At 40.2% G+C, this 17720-nt stretch carries 18 protein-coding genes; 8 read left to right on the top strand and 10 right to left on the bottom strand.

Translation table 11 applies throughout. The features are described from left to right. Positions 1 to 44 precede the first annotated feature (44 nt). The 4 genes from AB2B50_RS08070 (at position 45) to AB2B50_RS08055 (ending at position 3855) form a co-directional block, all read left to right on the top strand. Positions 45 to 794, top strand: coding sequence for an XRE family transcriptional regulator (locus AB2B50_RS08070; protein WP_320692561.1), 750 nt, complete (start codon positions 45 to 47; stop codon positions 792 to 794). Between the two features lie 15 nt (positions 795 to 809). Further along, positions 810 to 1583 (top strand): hypothetical protein, encoded by a 774-nt coding sequence (locus AB2B50_RS08065; protein WP_320692562.1) that lies wholly within the window; start codon positions 810 to 812, stop codon positions 1581 to 1583. Positions 1584 to 1745: 162 nt separating this feature from the next. Beyond that, positions 1746 to 2891, top strand: coding sequence for a site-specific integrase (locus AB2B50_RS08060; protein WP_320692563.1), 1146 nt, complete (start codon positions 1746 to 1748; stop codon positions 2889 to 2891). 106 nt (positions 2892 to 2997) lie between these two features. Further along, positions 2998 to 3855: a DUF975 family protein gene (locus tag AB2B50_RS08055; RefSeq protein ID WP_320692564.1), complete on the top strand. Its 858-nt coding sequence runs from the start codon at positions 2998 to 3000 to the stop codon at positions 3853 to 3855. Between the two features lie 47 nt (positions 3856 to 3902). Here AB2B50_RS08055 and AB2B50_RS08050 read toward each other — a convergent pair whose 3' ends face one another. From AB2B50_RS08050 to AB2B50_RS08015, 8 genes are all read right to left on the bottom strand, one after another. Next, entirely contained in the window at positions 3903 to 4265 is a 363-nt protein-coding gene (locus AB2B50_RS08050; protein ID WP_320692565.1) for a DUF1304 domain-containing protein, read from the bottom strand. 10 nt (positions 4266 to 4275) lie between these two features. After that, positions 4276 to 4692, bottom strand: a complete 417-nt coding sequence (locus AB2B50_RS08045) for a MarR family winged helix-turn-helix transcriptional regulator (RefSeq protein WP_320692566.1) — start codon at positions 4690 to 4692, stop codon at positions 4276 to 4278. Between the two features lie 163 nt (positions 4693 to 4855). Next, the gene (locus tag AB2B50_RS08040; protein WP_320692567.1) at positions 4856 to 5719 is read right to left on the bottom strand and encodes a DUF2262 domain-containing protein; all 864 of its coding nucleotides are present in this window, start codon (positions 5717 to 5719) and stop codon (positions 4856 to 4858) included. Between the two features lie 149 nt (positions 5720 to 5868). Beyond that, positions 5869 to 7002, bottom strand: a complete 1134-nt coding sequence (locus AB2B50_RS08035) for a LysM peptidoglycan-binding domain-containing protein (RefSeq protein ID WP_320692568.1) — start codon at positions 7000 to 7002, stop codon at positions 5869 to 5871. Between the two features lie 176 nt (positions 7003 to 7178). Beyond that, on the bottom strand, positions 7179 to 7793 hold the full coding sequence (locus AB2B50_RS08030) for an HAD-IA family hydrolase (protein WP_320692569.1): 615 nt from the start codon (positions 7791 to 7793) through the stop codon (positions 7179 to 7181). A gap of 3 nt (positions 7794 to 7796) precedes the next feature. Continuing rightward, positions 7797 to 9077, bottom strand: a complete 1281-nt coding sequence (locus AB2B50_RS08025) for an MATE family efflux transporter (RefSeq protein ID WP_320692570.1) — start codon at positions 9075 to 9077, stop codon at positions 7797 to 7799. Positions 9078 to 9137: 60 nt separating this feature from the next. After that, positions 9138 to 10622, bottom strand: a complete 1485-nt coding sequence (gene thrC / locus AB2B50_RS08020; protein ID WP_320692571.1) for a threonine synthase — start codon at positions 10620 to 10622, stop codon at positions 9138 to 9140. Positions 10623 to 10696: 74 nt separating this feature from the next. Continuing rightward, complete coding sequence (locus tag AB2B50_RS08015; protein ID WP_320692572.1) at positions 10697 to 11974, bottom strand: gamma-glutamylcysteine synthetase; 1278 nt, start codon at positions 11972 to 11974, stop codon at positions 10697 to 10699. Positions 11975 to 12347: 373 nt separating this feature from the next. On the opposite strand from AB2B50_RS08015, the gene adhP reads away from it, so the two are divergent. From adhP to AB2B50_RS07995, 4 genes are all read left to right on the top strand, one after another. Then, positions 12348 to 13367 carry an alcohol dehydrogenase AdhP gene (gene adhP, locus AB2B50_RS08010; protein WP_320693318.1) on the top strand — a complete coding sequence of 340 codons (1020 nt, stop codon included), beginning with the start codon at positions 12348 to 12350 and terminating at the stop codon, positions 13365 to 13367. 352 nt (positions 13368 to 13719) lie between these two features. Further along, positions 13720 to 14709: a PTS sugar transporter subunit IIB gene (locus AB2B50_RS08005; RefSeq protein WP_320692574.1), complete on the top strand. Its 990-nt coding sequence runs from the start codon at positions 13720 to 13722 to the stop codon at positions 14707 to 14709. 29 nt (positions 14710 to 14738) lie between these two features. Then, complete coding sequence (locus tag AB2B50_RS08000; RefSeq protein ID WP_320692575.1) at positions 14739 to 15551, top strand: PTS mannose/fructose/sorbose transporter subunit IIC; 813 nt, start codon at positions 14739 to 14741, stop codon at positions 15549 to 15551. A gap of 14 nt (positions 15552 to 15565) precedes the next feature. Beyond that, the gene (locus tag AB2B50_RS07995; RefSeq protein ID WP_000818311.1) at positions 15566 to 16477 is read left to right on the top strand and encodes a PTS system mannose/fructose/sorbose family transporter subunit IID; all 912 of its coding nucleotides are present in this window, start codon (positions 15566 to 15568) and stop codon (positions 16475 to 16477) included. Positions 16478 to 16711: 234 nt separating this feature from the next. Here the strand turns inward: AB2B50_RS07995 and AB2B50_RS07990 are convergent, their stop codons facing one another. Both AB2B50_RS07990 and AB2B50_RS07985 read right to left on the bottom strand, forming a co-directional pair. Next, on the bottom strand, positions 16712 to 17107 hold the full coding sequence (locus AB2B50_RS07990; protein ID WP_075230488.1) for a leucine-rich repeat domain-containing protein: 396 nt from the start codon (positions 17105 to 17107) through the stop codon (positions 16712 to 16714). A gap of 346 nt (positions 17108 to 17453) precedes the next feature. Further along, on the bottom strand, positions 17454 to 17720 hold a 267-nt coding region (locus AB2B50_RS07985; protein ID WP_320693317.1), incomplete at its 5' end, for a hypothetical protein.

Here is a 17720-nt window from a genome sequence, read left to right as displayed (position 1 = left end):
TTATATAATCTACTTATAGAATTACTGAAATTGAGGTACGGAACATGGATTTGAAAAAATACATTGGAAACCAAATTAAAACCTTTCGAAAATCAGCCGGTTTTACTCAAGATGAACTCGCAAAAAGATTGAATACTACAAAACAAACAATCAGTCGATACGAAAAAGGAGAAAGAAAAGCAAATCAAGATATGCTTTTTAAGTTATGCGATATATTTAATGTTTCGATTGATGATTTTTTCCCCGTTCTCTCAAAAAATGCAGTAGAATCCACCAATTCCATCCCAGACGATCCAGATTTGCTCACACAGCAGATTACAGATAAAGTGGTACAATTAACTACCCAAAATAAAAAAATCGTCCTACGGACTTCTGAAGAACTTCTTGAGAGTCAAGAAAGAGAGGTAGACGAAGAACGATTCGAATATCACGTTTTTGAAAAGCTATCCGCAGGTACAGGATACGGCTACGCAGAAGACCGCAACTATGATACTGTCTATTTTGAAAAGGACATCACCCACGACCTCGCTAGCTGGGTTTATGGTGATTCCATGGAGCCAGACTTCGCAGACGGATCCGTCGCCCTCATCAAGGATACAGGCTGGGACTATGACGGTGCCATTTATGCTGTAGATTGGGACGGCCAAAGCTATATCAAGAAAGTCTACAAAGAAAAAGATGGACTCCGCCTCGTCTCTCTAAATGACAAATATGATGATAAGTTCGCCCGCTGGGAAGAAGACCCACGCATCATCGGAAAAGTCGTCGGAAATTTCATGCCAACTGAAAATTAAAGTCCAGGTGATTATATGTCTACTACTCTTACTGAAAATGAAATCAAAGTACTAATAGACGAACACAGACAAAAAATTAGTAAACTTGAAAATCAAAGAGCTTTGATAATCTTTTGGGTTTTCCTGATCTTAATTTCTGTTTTTCTGCTTTGTATGGTTGGGAATCTACTTCTAACAATTTTATCTTTTATTATCTGTATTTTAGCTCTGCTCATTTTGATTGGTATTTATCCTAGACAATCTATCACCGATCATCTAGAGGATGAAATTGAAGAACTGAATAATCTATTGTCTGTTCGAGTAGAAAATAGATTAAAACAAGAAGAGATTGATGAAAGAACTATTTATGGTGTTGTTCTGAAAGTGAAAGGGATGTCCTATCGCCAAGAAGCTTTCTCAGATTTATGTCAAGAGCTTATAAGAGAATCAAATGATCCTCCGTATTTAGGATACACTTCTAAAGAAATTAAGGAAGAATTAATTTTTGAGGAAAGGTTTTATAAATACTTGCCTTTTGAGATTCCAGATGTAGAGTTTATCCCTGAATTTGATAATAAATTTGACCCTAATGCAGTTAAAATTGTGGTTCGAGGTTATCACTTAGGCTATGTCACTAAGTCAAAAAATAGAAAAGTATTAAGATTAACAACAGATTCAAATAATGAAGTTATTAAAAATGCTGAAATTTACGGAGGTGATTACAAAGATATTAATCCGGATAGTGGCCGACTTCGTACAGTTAAAGATTCATTCAAGATACGAATTAAATTGAAGGTCTTGAAAAAATAAAAAAAGTCCCCACACTCGCCGTCGCCAAACTTTGAGTGTGAGGATTCAAGTTTCCATGTGACAAGCAATGGAAAAGATGATAAAAAAATACAACTATAGTTTATCATAAGTTCTACACCTTTTCAACTATGCGGGCAAGCAATCGAAAAGAAAGGACATTTTATGATAAAAAAATACATTACCAAAAAAGGAGAGACTAGATATCTCTTTCAAACATACCTAGGCATAGACCCTGCAACTGGAAAAGAAAAACGCACAACACGCCGTGGTTTTAAAACCATCAAAGAAGCTAAGACTGCTGAGCGTGATCTTCTCTTAGATGTTGAAGAGAATGGTTTTTCAAACAATGATGATTTTCAGACTCCTACTTTCGCTGAAGTTGCTGAGCTATGGCTTGAAAGCTACAAGAGCACTGTAAAACCAACAACTTATCAGAACACTAAGAAGAAACTTAATGTTATGATTGACTCATATTTTACAGATATGAAGATTCAGCAAATCAGTGTAGCTTATTGTCAAAAGGTTGCTATCAAGTTAAGTAAACGCTATATCCTATATGCTAATTACTACTCTGTCATCAGCCGTATTTTCAAGTATGCCGCTTCTCTTGATATCATTAAGTCAAATCCCTTAGACAAGATTATCAAGCCTAAAAATAAACCCTTAAAGGGCAAAGAAAACTACTATACCAAACAGGAACTAACCGAGTTCCTTAAAGTTTACAAAGCAAATTGTAAGCCAGTAGACTATACCTTTTTTCACTTACTCGCTTTTTCTGGATTGAGAACTGGAGAAGCAATCGGCCTCATGTGGTCAGATGTTGACTTTGAAAATAAACGGTTAAGTATTTCTCGCACGGCTGTTGTAATTGACAAAAAACAAACTGTTCAGGATCCTAAAACCAAAAGGAGTAAGAGGGTTATCACCTTAGATGATGAAACTCTGAATGTTTTGAAACTCTGGAAACGACAGCAAATAAAAGAATATTTCCAGGCTGGTGTGCCTTACAAACATGATTCGAATTATATTTTTACGAATGATATAGGGGGATGGCTTTTAGCCGCAACTATGAAAGTGAAGCTTAGCAGATTCTTTTGTAAACATAAAGATCTTAAAAAAATTTCGCCTCACGGGTTTAGACATACACATGCTTCTCTTCTGTTTGAAGCTGGTGTTACAGCCAAAATCATTTCGGATAGACTCGGTCACAATAATGTTCAAATCACCCTTGATATGTATACTCATATCAATGATAATCAACGTGTTGAAGTCGTTGACCAGCTCATGGATTTCATCCGCTCCAGCTAAAAGTAAAGTCGTATTCAATATCGTATTCACTTTTACCTGACACGCTAGAAGTCCACTGTTTTCAAAGGATTAGCAAGCCGTGTACTATTTATGGTATAATGAAAGAATGAAATACCAAAAAATTGATTTAAAAGAAGTTCGTCAACAAGCTAAACAGTTTCAAGCTGAACATCCACGTTTATTGCTTGTCTTTTTATTACCAAGCATTTTCCTGATTCTATCCAGCTTCATAAGTCCGTTATCCCTACTTGATGAGGGAATTCTTAAGCAATCCTTCTTTACTTTTTTGATGAGCTTGATCCAGTCCTCACTCTTTCCTCTAGCAGTTGGATTCACAAGTTCTATTATCCTAGCTGGTGCTCTTTTTACAACCATTAATCTTTACAGAATTTCCGAGATAGAGCTTTCTTTTAAAGATAGTCTGTCCTTACTTGACAATCGCTTCTTCACCCAGACCTTTCTGACTCTCTTGCTCAAGCGTTTCTATCTCTTTTTGTGGAGCATCCCTAATCTTTTTGGAGTTTACTTGCTCTTTTACAGCAGTGCTATGGCTCGTAAATTTGTAGAACTTCACCCTGAATTTCCAGCTGTCGACGTCACCAATTCAGATATCGAACACTTCCTACTTACTTTTGCACTTTACTTCTTTGGTAGCGTCTTTCTGATGATTTTGGGAACCATTGCCTATCTGCCGCAATACTACGCTTATTCCCAAGTAGAGTTGCTCCTATGTGATACCCTTGCAATTGGAATTGCCAAGCCAAGTCGCGTACTCAAAACCAGTCGCTTCCTTATGAAAGGCTATAAGTTCCAACGCTTCGTACTGGATTTACAACTCCTACCATGGTATCTTCTTATCTGGATCAGCTTTGGAATTGCGAGCATCCCTTCTTTCCCTTATATCTATAGTAGTCAATTCTTCTTCTATCAAAGATTACTCGAAATCAAGCGGAGAAAAGTTTAATGTGAATGATTAAAACCAGCACCTTATATGGAAAGTGCTGGTTGTTTTTATTTTAAGAAAAGGATACTCAAGAGTGCTAGGATTGCTGGTCCGCCTTGCTTTAGAATGATTTTTTTATCTGCTGTTAAGGCACCATAAGTCGCTGCTCCTATGACAAACAACACAAAGATTGTTACGATTTCTAAGCTATGTAAGAAATAAATTCCGTAAATAAGAAATACCCCAATCAAGGCATTGTAAATTCCCTGATTCTTGAAAAGAGAGGTTACTGATGGCCTTCCTAATTCTTCCTTGTCCATATTAAAGACTCGGCTGGTTGCATCTGATTGGGTTGCTATACTCTCCAAATAAAAGATATAAAAATGTTCGAGGGCAACAAGGGTTGCTAAAATAGTAGTAATGATTGACATCGTTTTCTCCTTAAAATTCTATTTTTTCTAAACCTGAGACTAGTTTTGTCAACAAAGCTGTCAGCTCTTTCTGCTCGGCTGTCGATAAGATGCTCTCCATCTGTTCCTTCACTCGCAAATGATGTTTAGGCGGACTGACTAAGAGTTGATTCTTGGCTTCTTGGGTTAATTCAACTAAGACTTCTCGCCGATTGATTGGATTTCGCTTGCGACTGACATAACCCTCTGACTCCAGTATCTTGAAATGACGGGTCAAGGCTGCCTGGTCAATCTGTAACTTCTCCTGAACGGCAATCTGGTTACAGGGTGACTGTTGCAGTAAAAACTGCAGGATTTGATAGCGGGTCAAACTAATTCCCAATTGTTTCTCAAAAAGTTGAGTGATGGTCTGATCTGTTAAATGGAGCTGGTACAGTAATTCATGCATTTTTTATTTTTTCCTTTCTTTTATATTTGATCTATCAATAGTTGACTTGTCAAGTATATTGCAAAAAGAGTAAAAACGCAACTATTTTGCTCACTCCGAAAAAATAACCTCTTGGTTTCAATCCCAAAAGGCTATGTTTTTATATCCTAGATAAAATCCAGCACTAACCTACCAAATCTGCTCGAAGGATTTCACCCTCTTTATCGATCACAACTTCGATGGCATGGCCTGCAAAAATTTCCTCGCTATCATCATAGTAGAGAGTCAATTCCCCATCTTCGTTGATTGATAGTTCACTCAAGGAAAGTGAGTTGGTAAAATACTCTTCTGTTAACTCCACATCATTTTCATCTGAATCAATCCAGTCTTGAGCTGTTTCCCACAGTTCTTTGACGATATAGTTTTTAATCTTAGCATCTTGAACTTGGAAAGATCCCATAAATTTCTTTAAATCATCGAAAGAACTTGGAGGAAGACTTTCATCTGCACCCGCATCAAACATAGCATGAATCTTAACGCCCTCATAAGTGATGAAGCCCTCAAACCAAGAATAAGCTCTGTTTAAGGTAAATTCTCCAATAGCGTCTTGAATGATAACAGGTTTTTGATAGCTTTCAATCAAGGTCTCTAACCTAGCATCCGTAGATTGCTCATCTAGGTATTCCAGCAAGCGGTAGCAGTTGTTAGCCACTTCTGACATATAAGGCTCTAGCTCCATTAAGGGGCGTTTTTGACATTTAATACGATGAATTTTGTAGGGTTCAAAACTAAACCCCCAATGCTTTTCTTCAAATTCTTCTGGGGTCAGGAGCCATTCCAAACGTCCCTCACGTTCAGAGAACTCCTGAGTTTCAACATTGACACTAGCTTTAAAATGAACGGACGGCATGAGACAACCATCTTTTAAAGAAGCAGCCCCATTTACATTTTGGAGGGTAAAAATCAAGAGCTCAACAATTTCTCCGCAAAATTCCTGTTCAAAATCATCTCTTGTTTTCTCAAATGGAGTTTTTAATCGTTTTGTCATTCACTTCATCCTTTCTCTCTATGCTTAAAAGCGTTAGTATAGTTTTGTATTCGCTTACATTCTAACATGTTTTAGATTTTATTTCACTTATCAATACTATTTTACACAAAAAGAAGCTACACTTTTAAATGTATAGCTTCTTATTATTCTTAATTCATAGATACGTGAACGTGGTCATAGTGGTTTTCTGTGATACTACCACGGTCTGGCATTGGATTCCAAGTGTAGGCTGGTCCGTATTTGCTATCGAATGGTGCATAGAAACGTTGTTTCCAGATGATGTAGCTGATACCACGGCTAGCCATATTTTGGATAGCATAATCTGCAATTTGGTCTCCAAGAGCTGAGCTTACTGGAACCATAAAGTCAATGGCAAGACCTTTTCCGTGGTCTCCACTATCTCCTGGACGGTAACCACTAAATGATGTGATGCCGAACAAGTTTGCAATTTCTTCTTTAAAGGCAGCTGTTTGTGGCTGAAGACCTGCATTTTCTGATTTTGAAGCTGCAATACTTGCATAATCAGGTGCTGCTGGTGCTGCATAAGTCGATGATGAACCTTGGCTTGTTTCAGCTTGATAAGTTGATGATGCTGATTGAGTCTCTGTTACAGTTTCTGCTACTGGTGCTTCTGTTGTAGTTGTTTCTTCCACTACAGGTGTTTCTGCTACCGGCTCTTCTACTGGTGCTGAAACTTCTGCAACGGCTCCTGTTGTTGTTTCTGCTGCAGATTCTTCCGTTGGTGTTGCAACTTCAGTAGTGGCTTCTACTACTGACTCTTCTACCGGTGCTACAACTTCTGTAACAGCTTCTGTTGTTGCTTCTGCCACTGGCTCAGCTACAGTTGTTTCTGCAACTGGTTGAGTTAAATCTTCAACCTGTACAGTTTGGTCATCTACAGTGACTTGGTTGGTTGTCAAATCTGCTGTTGTAGTTGTGCCTTCGCCACCTTGAACTGTATCAGGGGTTTGAATTTCAACCTCTGTCACTTCTTCTTTTTCATTTACAGTTGTTGTAAGGACTGTCTCAGGGAAGATCAAATCAATATTGCTGATCTTGTTCAAGTTAGCAAGAACGGTCACATCCACTCCCAAAGCTTCGGCAATGGTACTTAAGGTATCACCATACTGAATCGTATAGCTTGTTTTATTCTCACTCTTGCTAACATCGTTTTGAATTTGCTCAACACTACGCGCTGTCCATACTAGTTCTTCTGCTTGGGTTGCCAATACAGGGGCAAGGGACAAGGCTACTGTTGATGCTAAAATAATTCTTTTCTTCATACTATCAAACTCCTTTTCAAATGTAGTACCTGTCTATCATAACACAAAGAAAATAGAAAAAAAGCCCTTTTGGGGCTATTTAACAGAACTGTACATTCGTTGTAACAAATTACATTACTTGAAATAGTTTGTTAGTTTCTTGTCATCAGGCTGACACATTCTTCTTGAAGAAAATTCTAGAAGGAAAGCGAGCTAATGTCTTCTAAATGCTCTATCTGTTGATTACAAGGTACAGGTGAAGCAAGGAAATTGATACTCTGAATCCCACTATTTTGAGCAAATTCGATATCCAAAGTCCGATCACCGATATAATAAGTTTGCTGTGGATCTAGTTCATACTTATCTAGAAGATAGATCGCAGCTTCTGGACTAGGCTTCCGAGAAAAGCCACTTTGATTGGTTAAAATTTCTGTGAAATAGTGGGCCAAACCCAAATTTTCCAAAATTGTAAAAGCATTATCCCCTTTATGGGTATAAACAAACTGCTCAATTCCTTGCTGGTCTGCCCAAGCTAAGATTTCACGCGCCCCCGGCATCAGAACAACTTGAGCATTCTTCTCAGCCAAACTCTGAGCACGAACCTGATTGAGCATATCAGCATCCAAGCCTCTTTCTTCTCCCACCTTTTCCAACAGATCTTGAACGGAAGTTTTTAGAATAAAGGCACGAACCTCAGCCTTATCATAAGGAATATCAAACTGGGCAAAAGTCTCTTCGATTCCTGCTAAGATAGCCTCATAAGAGTCCAATAAAGTCCCATCTAAATCCCAGATAAATCCAATTTTTTTCATATGTCATCCTTTCAAAGAGATATATTGCTTATAACGATAGCGCAGGAAGAACCAGCGAAAACCATTATCCAAAAGCGTTCCTGCCCAGATACCAGGCAAGCCCCAACCAAGAACAATTCCCATCAAATACCCTGTTCCGATACGGATACACCACATTCCGATACTTGTCGCATAAAAGGGGAGGCGTGCATTCCCCAAACCCTGCCAGACAGCTGTATAAATGACTGTTCCCGTCGTCATAGGAGTCCCTAGTAGAGAGAACAGCGTCACCATAACACTGGCTTTAATGGCCGCAGGATCACTGGTGTAGAGGTGACTTAGAGGCGTTCCCAGAGCATAGATACTAAGTGTTAAGGGCAACATGAGAAAGAGAGAAAGCCAAAAAGTTTGCTTACTTAAGTTGTCTACCCTTGCCCAATCATCTTCTCCAACTGCTCGAGCTACCTGCATAACTGTTGCCGTAGCGACACCAAAGGCAGGCATGTAATTAAACTGAGTCAAGACTTCACCAATAGCATTCCCTGCGACGGCCTCCGTCCCAAAGGAAACAACCAAGGCAATAATGACTACATCACCAGCCCTCATCATGAGACGTTCTCCCGCTGCAGGCAAAGCCAGAGTCAGCAAGTCTTTATCCAGTCCAAAGCTTGGTCTCGTATATGGAAGTTTTAATTTTGACCACAAAATCACAACCCCGATTAAACGAGATAGGATGGTCCCCCAAGCTACACCAGCTATCCCCATATCAAGGATGAAAATAGCGATACTTGAGAAGACAATATTCAAGGCATTGGATAAAAGACTCACATAAAGGGGAAGGCGCGGATTATGGGTGGCGCGAATCAAGGCACCCAAACTAGTCATCAAGCCCAAGAGGACGATTGTCCCACCAACTAAAGCTAGGTATAGTCCACCACTCTCAGCCACAGACGCTTCTGTCCCCAAAAGACCAATCATCTCTTGACCGGCAAAGATGGACAAGCCCCCTAAAACTAAACTCAGTAGCAGGGTTATCTTGAGCGCTTCTGTCACATGGTAGGCTAGTCTAGACTGGTCCTTCTGCCCCAAACTTTTGGAAATAACACTGGAAATCGCAGCTCCTAGAGCAATAAAAATTGCCTGGTAAATGGTGATAATATTGCCCGCTACAGATACACCCGAAATGGCTATCAAACCTAGATGGGCTACCAGATAGCTATCCACCATTCCCATGAGCATCTGTAAAAAATTTTCACCCATGGCTGGCAGAGCTATGTTGAGAATGTCTTTATATTTCTTAAACAATCCTTCCTCCTGATGAAAAGAAACTCAGTTAGTTTCCCAACCGAGTTTACTTCCTCTGTTTTAAAGTCCTAGATAAGATTCTACTGCAGTCTGCATCTCTGATGCTGCAACAGTTGTCTTGTGACGAACTGGAGCTGTTTCAAGGCCATCCACTGCTGGTGGCACTGCTACTCCTGAAATTTCGTGTAATTGAGCCAAGGCTTCAAAATCGCTAAGACCTGATTTTCCTGTCACAGCTTCTACTGCAACGACTGGGAATTTGTATGGACTAGCTGTTGACGCAATCACAGTCTTAGTCGCATCACCTGTCGCTGCTTGGTATTTTTTATAAACTGCTGAAGCAACCGCTGTATGAGGATCCTCAATATAAGAATCTGACTCGTAGACACGCTTGATTTCTGCTGCGGTTTCCGCTTCTGTCGCATACTCTGCCGCAAAAAGATCAAGAATCTCTGCATCAAAATCTATCAACTCATACTGACCTTGAGTGTTCAAAGCATCCATGAGTTCAGCTGTCTCTTCAGCATCATTTTCTAAAAGGTGGAAAATGAGACGCTCCAAGTTTGAAGATACCAAGATATCCATAGACGGACTAGTGGTTACCTTAAACTCACGCTTCTTGTCATAGACACGAGTTTTGAAGAAGTCTGTCAAAACATTGTTGTCATTTGAAGCACAGATCAGTTTCCCAACTGGTAGACCGATTTGCTTAGCGTAAAAGGCAGCCAAGATATTACCAAAGTTTCCTGTCGGAACGGTGAAGTTGACCTTGTCACCAGCCTTAATTTCGCCAGTTTTAACAAGCTGAGCGTAGGCATAAACATAATAGACAATCTGTGGCACCAAACGGCCAATGTTCATAGAGTTAGCTGATGAAAACTGGAGCTTGTTAGCTGCTAATTTTTCACGAAGGGCCACATCATTGAACATATGCTTGACGTTGGTTTGAGCATCGTCAAAGTTTCCATCGATGGCGATAACATGAGTATTGTCCCCAGTTTGAGTGGTCATTTGCAACTCTTGTACCTTGCTGACACCATCTTTGGGATAAAAGACGATAATTTCAGTTCCAGGAACATCCGCAAATCCTGCCATGGCAGCTTTTCCAGTGTCTCCAGAAGTTGCTGTCAAAATGACAATCTTGTTTTCCAAGCCATGTTTCTTAGCTGCCGTTGTCATAAAGTATGGCAAGATAGACAAGGCCATGTCTTTGAAGGCAATGGTTGAACCGTGGAAAAGTTCCAAGTTGTATTGGCCATTTAGTTTCACAAGTGGAGCAATAGTGGGAGTATCAAACTTACTGTCATAGGCATTGGTGATACAGTGGTCTAACTCTTCATCTGTAAAGTCATCCAAGAAGGCTGACAAGACAAGCTTAGCTACTTCCTGGTATGAAGCGTCCTTTAATGTTTCAAAATCCAAATCTACCTTTGGATAGCTAACTGGAGTAAATAAGCCTCCATCTGTTGCCAAACCTTGCAAAATCGCTTGGCTGGCTGTTACTGTATTTTTCGCATCACGCGTTGATTGATAAACTAATGTCATAAATCTCTATCCTTTATCTATAGTCTTATTCATTATAACATGATTTTTCAGAAAATTCTTCCTTTATAAGAAAATTATAGAGTCAATTTTTCTTTCAAAGGCTCTAAATAGGTTGTTTCTTGCTGACCTCTCATTTCAAGACCTTGCTCTGCTATAGCTAGCAAATCTTTTGAGAATTGAACAATTCCAGCTGTCTCCTCATCTAAAAGCTGTTTCTGAGAAAACTGGCGTCTCAATGACTTGTAGTCACGACCAAAGTGCTCAAAGAAAGGAGCTGTCTCTAGGTAAGTTTCAAGCTTGTCTAGATTTACCAACAAACCTAGATGAAAGGCTGCCGAAGCAAAGGTTCGGTCTAGAGGTTGCGTACAAACACTACGGAATTCAACCGTCCCTCGAGTTGTTAGGTCTTGATATTGGTAACTACGGTGCGTTTGAAAATCGTTCTCATGAGGAACAAGCAGAGTTTCTTTTCCATTTAGAGTATAGGCCGAAACTTCCTCAGTAGCTAGGTAATCTCTAGCTCGAATCGGAGAAAAATAGTAGGTTTCCCCATCTCGTTCTGCTGTAAAAATCGCAGAGTGGTCGAGATAATCAAAGAAATCATCCTCATCTTTGAAGAGTTTTGCATTGACACCGACATTCTCTGGATAAATCCCATGCATGGATTCTTCCCAAAAGATATCTCGTGAAATCTGAGTATCCCAGTCTGCTCCCGAAAACTCAGAATTGGCAAATAAGAAAGCTTTGGCTGCCTCAATCTGAGTGAAAGCATTGATGACACGTAGGTAGTTAGCAGTCGATACATCCAACTGAACTTGACTCCCACAGATAAAGGCTCCATATTGTGGGAAGTCATGCAAATTAGCTCTCTCTTGGCGATTTCCCATATGTAGGTAATCCATCAACATCTGGTAACGTGGATAAGCCACAGGTTGATTGTCATTCTGATTCCAGTTTGGATGAATCCCCCACCCCTGGATAGCATGATCCTTTTCGCCTAACTTTTCTTGGATGACCTTCATATAAGTCTCAAAACGTCCTTGGACCTCTTGGATTTTCTGGGCTCTGCCAAAGGCAAACTCCAAGGTCGTGTAGGAAACCTCAAACAGAATCCGATCCTGACTTTTTGGTTCTACAAGTTGAATCGGATTTCCTTCCTGGTCCTCTTTTTCAACTTCCAGATTGAGAGCATTCACCAAAAAGCGCATCAAGTCCTTACTGACTTCAATATCTGTCGCTTGCCCATTTACATGAACGATAGGAAACTCCAACTCAATCCCAATATAGAGATCTGGATTTTCTTTTATATTTTTTAAATAACGGTTTTTTAATAACTGAATAGAAGGGGACATAGATACCTCTCACTCTAAATTCTCTTACTAGAAAGATCAATTGCTTTCTATATTATACCAAAATCCCCTCGAGAAGAAACTCAGAAAATTTGCTGAAAACCTTAAAGAGGCGATATAAAGTCAACTTTTCTAGCGTTTATAGGTATTTACTCGCCAATGCATCAATCTTACTTGTTCAATTTTCACAGTCTTATCAACCAGTTAAGCGATTACATGGTTTTTTACCTCAAAACCATTGTACTATAGTAAATATCGTGATATACTTCACATATAAGTAAATAAGAGGGCAGTTCAAATTTGACTTCACTTGAATCACGATTTAAGGTAAGCCCCTTTTCCTCTGCACCTCAACTACTAACCAAGGAGGATAGCTATGAAAGCTGTTGTTGTAAATCCAGAAAGCACTGGTGTTGCTATTGAAGAAAAAGTGCTCCGTCCGCTCGAAACTGGCGAAGCACTTGTTGAAGTTGAGTACTGTGGTGTTTGCCACACAGACCTCCACGTTGCCCATGGTGACTTTGGAAAAGTTCCAGGACGTGTTCTCGGTCACGAAGGGATTGGTATCGTAAAAGAAATCGCTCCTGATGTTAAGAGCCTAAAAGTTGGCGACCGCGTCAGCGTAGCTTGGTTCTTTGAAGGCTGTGGTATGTGTGAATACTGTACAACTGGACGCGAAACTCTTTGCCGTTCAGTAAAAAATGCTGGCTACTCAGTTGATGGTGGTATGGCAGAACAATGTATCGTAACTGCAGATTATGCCGTTAAAGTTCCAGAAGGTCTCGATCCAGCCCAAGCTTCTTCAATCACTTGTGCCGGTGTCACCACCTACAAGGCTATCAAAGAAGCAAAAGTTGAGCCAGGCCAATGTGTTGTCCTCTATGGTGCTGGAGGTCTTGGTAACTTGGCTGTCCAATACGCTAAAAAAGTATTCAACGCTCACGTTATCGCAGTAGATATTAACAACGATAAACTTGCCCTAGCTAAAGAAGTTGGTGCAGATATCGTGATTAACGGTCTTGAAGTCGAAGATGTCCCAGGCCTTATCAAAGAAAAGACAAACGGTGGTGCTCACTCAGCTGTCGTAACAGCTGTATCAAAAGTTGCCTTTAACCAAGCAGTTGATTCTGTTCGTGCAGGAGGTCGAGTAGTTGCTGTTGGTCTCCCATCCGAAATGATGGACCTTAGCATCGTCAAAACAGTTCTTGACGGTATCCAAGTCATCGGTTCCCTTGTTGGAACACGTAAAGATTTGGAAGAAGCCTTCCAATTTGGTGCAGAAGGTCTCGTTGTTCCAGTCGTTCAAAAACGCCCTGTCGAAGATGCCATTGCTGTCTTTGATGAAATGGCTGCTGGAACCATCCAAGGTCGTATGGTTCTAGACTTTACTCACTAAGATAAATAATAAATGCCAAAACGAGGTCGGGACAGAAAATCCCACCTCGTTTTTTTGTAATAAAATTTTGACACGACAACTAATTGGACTTGGGGCATTTTTTAGACGCCCAAGAGCACTACTGACGTAAACTTCCTAGTCCCTCCTCTTTTTTATATTAAATTTTTTTACCATTTTATAGACGATTTTATAAAAATGTTTATATATCAATATTTGTAAAGATAAGGCTTTGAGATTTTTTTCACTCTTTATTATAATTAGTTGCATTTTTTCTGAAAACGATTTATACTTAAGGAGTCTTAAAGTTTTCTTAAACTACAAGTCAAACATTTTATAAGGAGGAATGACAATAATGAGTATCGGAATCATTATTGCGAGCCACGGTGAATTTGCCGCGGGTATTCATCAGTCAGGATCTATGATCTTTGGTGAACAAGAAAAGGTTCAAGTTGTAACCTTTATGCCAAACGAAGGTCCAGATGATTTATACGCCAAATTCAACAATGCTGTGGCTGCATTTGACGCAGAAGATGAGGTTCTAGTCTTGGCTGACCTTTGGAGTGGATCTCCATTTAACCAAGCTAGCCGCGTAATGGGAGAAAATCCTGAGCGTAAATTTGCCATCATCACAGGACTTAACTTGCCGATGTTGATTCAAGCCTACACAGAGCGCCTTATGGATGCTAATGCTGGAGTAGACAAAGTCGCTGCGAACATCATTAAAGAAGCCAAAGATGGCATCAAGGCTCTTCCAGAAGAGCTAAATCCAGCTGAGGAAGTTGCAACTGCTGCAGCTGCTCCTGTAGCCCAAGCTGCTATTCCAGAAGGAACTGTTATCGGAGACGGTAAATTGAAAATCAATCTTGCACGTCTTGATACACGTCTTCTTCATGGACAAGTCGCAACTGCTTGGACACCAGATTCAAAAGCTAACCGTATCATCGTTGCTTCAGATAACGTAGCTAACGACGACCTTCGTAAAGAATTGATCAAACAAGCGGCTCCTAACGGAGTGAAGGCTAACGTTGTTCCAATCCAAAAATTGATTGAGGTCGCAAAAGACCCTCGTTTTGGTGAGACACACGCCCTCATCTTGTTTGAAACACCTCAAGATGCCCTTCGTGCTATCGAAGGCGGTGTGCCAATCAAGACTCTTAACGTTGGATCAATGGCTCACTCAACTGGTAAAACAATGGTCAACAATGTATTGTCTATGGACAAAGACGACGTTGCTACATTTGAAAAAATGCGCGACCTTGGCGTTGAATTTGATGTACGTAAAGTACCAAACGACACTAAAAAAGATTTGTTTGACTTGATTAGCAAAGCTAACGTTCAATAATTAACATTAAATAGAAAAGGAATAAAACCATGTCAGATATTTCATTCATTTCTGCTATCTTGGTTGTAGTTGTTGCCTTCTTCGCAGGTCTTGAAGGTATCCTCGACCAATTCCAATTCCATCAACCAATCGTCGCATGTACCCTTATCGGTCTTGTCACAGGTAACCTTGAAGCAGGGGTTATGCTTGGTGGATCACTTCAAATGATCGCCCTTGGTTGGGCAAACATCGGTGCTGCCGTTGCTCCTGACGCTGCCCTTGCCTCTGTTGCCGCTGCAATCATCATGATTAAAGGTGGTAACTTTACTACTGAAGGTATCGCAGTCGCAACTGCTACTGCAATACCTCTTGCCGTAGCTGGACTTTTCTTGACTATGATTGTTCGTACAATCTCAGTTGGTTTGGTTCACACTGCTGACGCTGCTGCTAAAGAAGGAAACATTACAGCTGTTGAACGCGCTCACTACTTTGCCCTCGCTCTTCAAGGTCTACGTATTGCTATCCCAGCTGCACTCTTGCTTGCAATGCCAACTGAAGCCGTTCAAAGCGTATTGAACCTTATGCCAGAATGGCTTAAAGGTGGTATGGCTGTCGGTGGTGCTATGGTCGTTGCCGTTGGTTACGCATTGGTTATCAACATGATGGCTACTCGTGAAGTATGGCCATTCTTCGCTATCGGTTTTGCTCTTGCAGCAATCTCTCAATTGACTTTGATTGCCCTTGGTGTCATCGGTGTTGCCCTTGCCTTCATCTACCTCAACCTTTCTAAACAAGGTGGAAACGGAGGAGGAGAAGCTGCAACTTCTAACGATCCAATCGGTGATATCCTAGAAGACTACTAGAAAGGGGAACAATCATGGCTGAAAAAATTCAATTATCAAAATCAGATCGCCAAAAAGTTTGGTGGCGTTCACAATTCCTTCAAGGTTCTTGGAACTACGAACGTATGCAAAACTTGGGTTGGGCTTACTCTTTGATCCCAGCTATCAAGAAACTTTACACTAAAAAAGAAGACCAAGCTGCTGCTCTTGAACGTCACCTTGAGTTCTTCAACACTCACCCATACGTAGCTGCTCCAATCATGGGGGTTACTCTTGCACTTGAAGAAGAACGCGCAAACGGTACTGATATCGATGACGCTGCTATCCAAGGTGTTAAGATTGGTATGATGGGACCTCTTGCTGGTATCGGTGACCCAGTCTTCTGGTTTACAGTACGTCCTATCCTCGGTGCCCTTGGTGCATCACTTGCTGCGACTGGTAATATCGTCGGACCACTTCTCTTCTTCTTTGGATGGAATGCAATCCGTATGTCTTTCCTTTGGTATACACAAGAGTTTGGTTACAAGGCTGGATCTGAAATCACTAAAGACATGTCAGGTGGTATCTTGAAAGACATCACTAAAGGAGCTTCTATCCTTGGTATGTTCATCCTTGCCGTTCTTGTACAACGTTGGGTGTCAATCAACTTCACTATCAACCTTCCGGGTAAACAATTGTCAGAAGGTGCCTACATCGTCTTCCCAGAAGGTCCTGTTACAGGTGGAGAATTGAAGGGAATCCTCGGCCAAGCACTTAGCGGATTGAGCTTGGATAGCGTTCAACCACAAACCCTTCAAGGACAGTTGAACTCATTGATCCCAGGATTGATGGGACTTCTCCTTACTTTCCTTTGCATGTGGTTGCTTAAGAAAAAAGTATCTCCAATCACAATCATTCTTGCCCTCTTTGTAGTTGGTATCGCAGCTCGTTTCTTCGGTATCATGTAATCTCGGTGAGAATTTACAAACAAAAAAAGAATCAGGTTTATCACCTGATTCTTTTGGCTCTTTGTCAAATAGTGTTGATGAAGAACCTAATGAAAAAAGAATCCAACAAAAATTGGACTACCTGTCTCCGGTTGGATACCGAAGACGGTAGCCCTAGGGTGTTTTTATTAAATTCTCACTTTTTGGGGTCAGTCCCTAAGCCTGATAGTAATTTTTTGTTCATACTATTCCCCTTTAGTCATTTACTACTTTAAGTTGCATTGCTTTAGCTACTTCTTCTGCCTTTGATCCCTTAGGTGTATGGATTTCTACATCTGGGTTACAGTTATCCACAAAATAGAAGTATTCTGTAATTTCTGTTACACTTGCTGGAATTGTAATAGATTTAATTGATGATGTCCCCCAGAATACTAATGTTCCAATACTCTTTGTTCCTTCTGGGAATACAACTGATTCTAATGAACTGTCAGAGTTGAAAACATCATCTTCTACTGTTTCTATTGACTTACCAAAGTGGACATACTTTAACTTATTGTCAATCGTAAACGCACCTTTTCCAATATATCGTACTGTATCTGGTAAAACGATTGCCTCACAATGTTTCAAGTTCGCAAGACCACGTTCTCCAATTGCGATAACAGGTTTACCTTTAATTTCCTTTGGTACACGAACAACCTTATCGTCAGAAGTACAACTATAGATGACATAACCTTCTTCCCATAAATATACGCATGTTAATATATTAATATCTTTAAGGATTTATAACTATAGTTCCTTAATTTTCCCAGTAAAAAAACGAAAGGCACCACAAGTTATTTATGTGTTTTCTTTAAACGATTCATGTACTTCTGTCGCAACTTCTCGCCCGCCTTTAATTGCGGTTGCGATAGATTGAGGACCTAAATATGCATCACCTGTTATTATTTATTTCTATTGTTTTCTGATGTTGACCGAAAGTCAAATTTTTACCTTTCATCTAGAACACTAAAGTATACTTTTGTTCAATTGCTGCAACGACAAGGTCACATGGAATAATATGTTCACTACCTGCCACTTCATGCGTTGATCTTCTTCCACTTTCATCTGATTCACCAAGTTCCATTGTAATAACCTTTACACCAGTTACTTTCCCACTCTCATCACGCAATACTTCTTTAATATTCTCTAAGAAATGGAATGTAACACCTTCATTGTGTGCATCTTTGATTTGTAGTGTAGCTTCTAGTATATTGTTCATATGGTC

It is taken from the genome of Streptococcus fermentans, assembly GCF_040888305.1.
Lineage (GTDB): Bacteria > Bacillota > Bacilli > Lactobacillales > Streptococcaceae > Streptococcus > Streptococcus fermentans.
The sequence above is the reverse complement of the archived record's forward strand: the minus strand, read 5'-3'. Positions and strand labels throughout refer to the sequence as shown.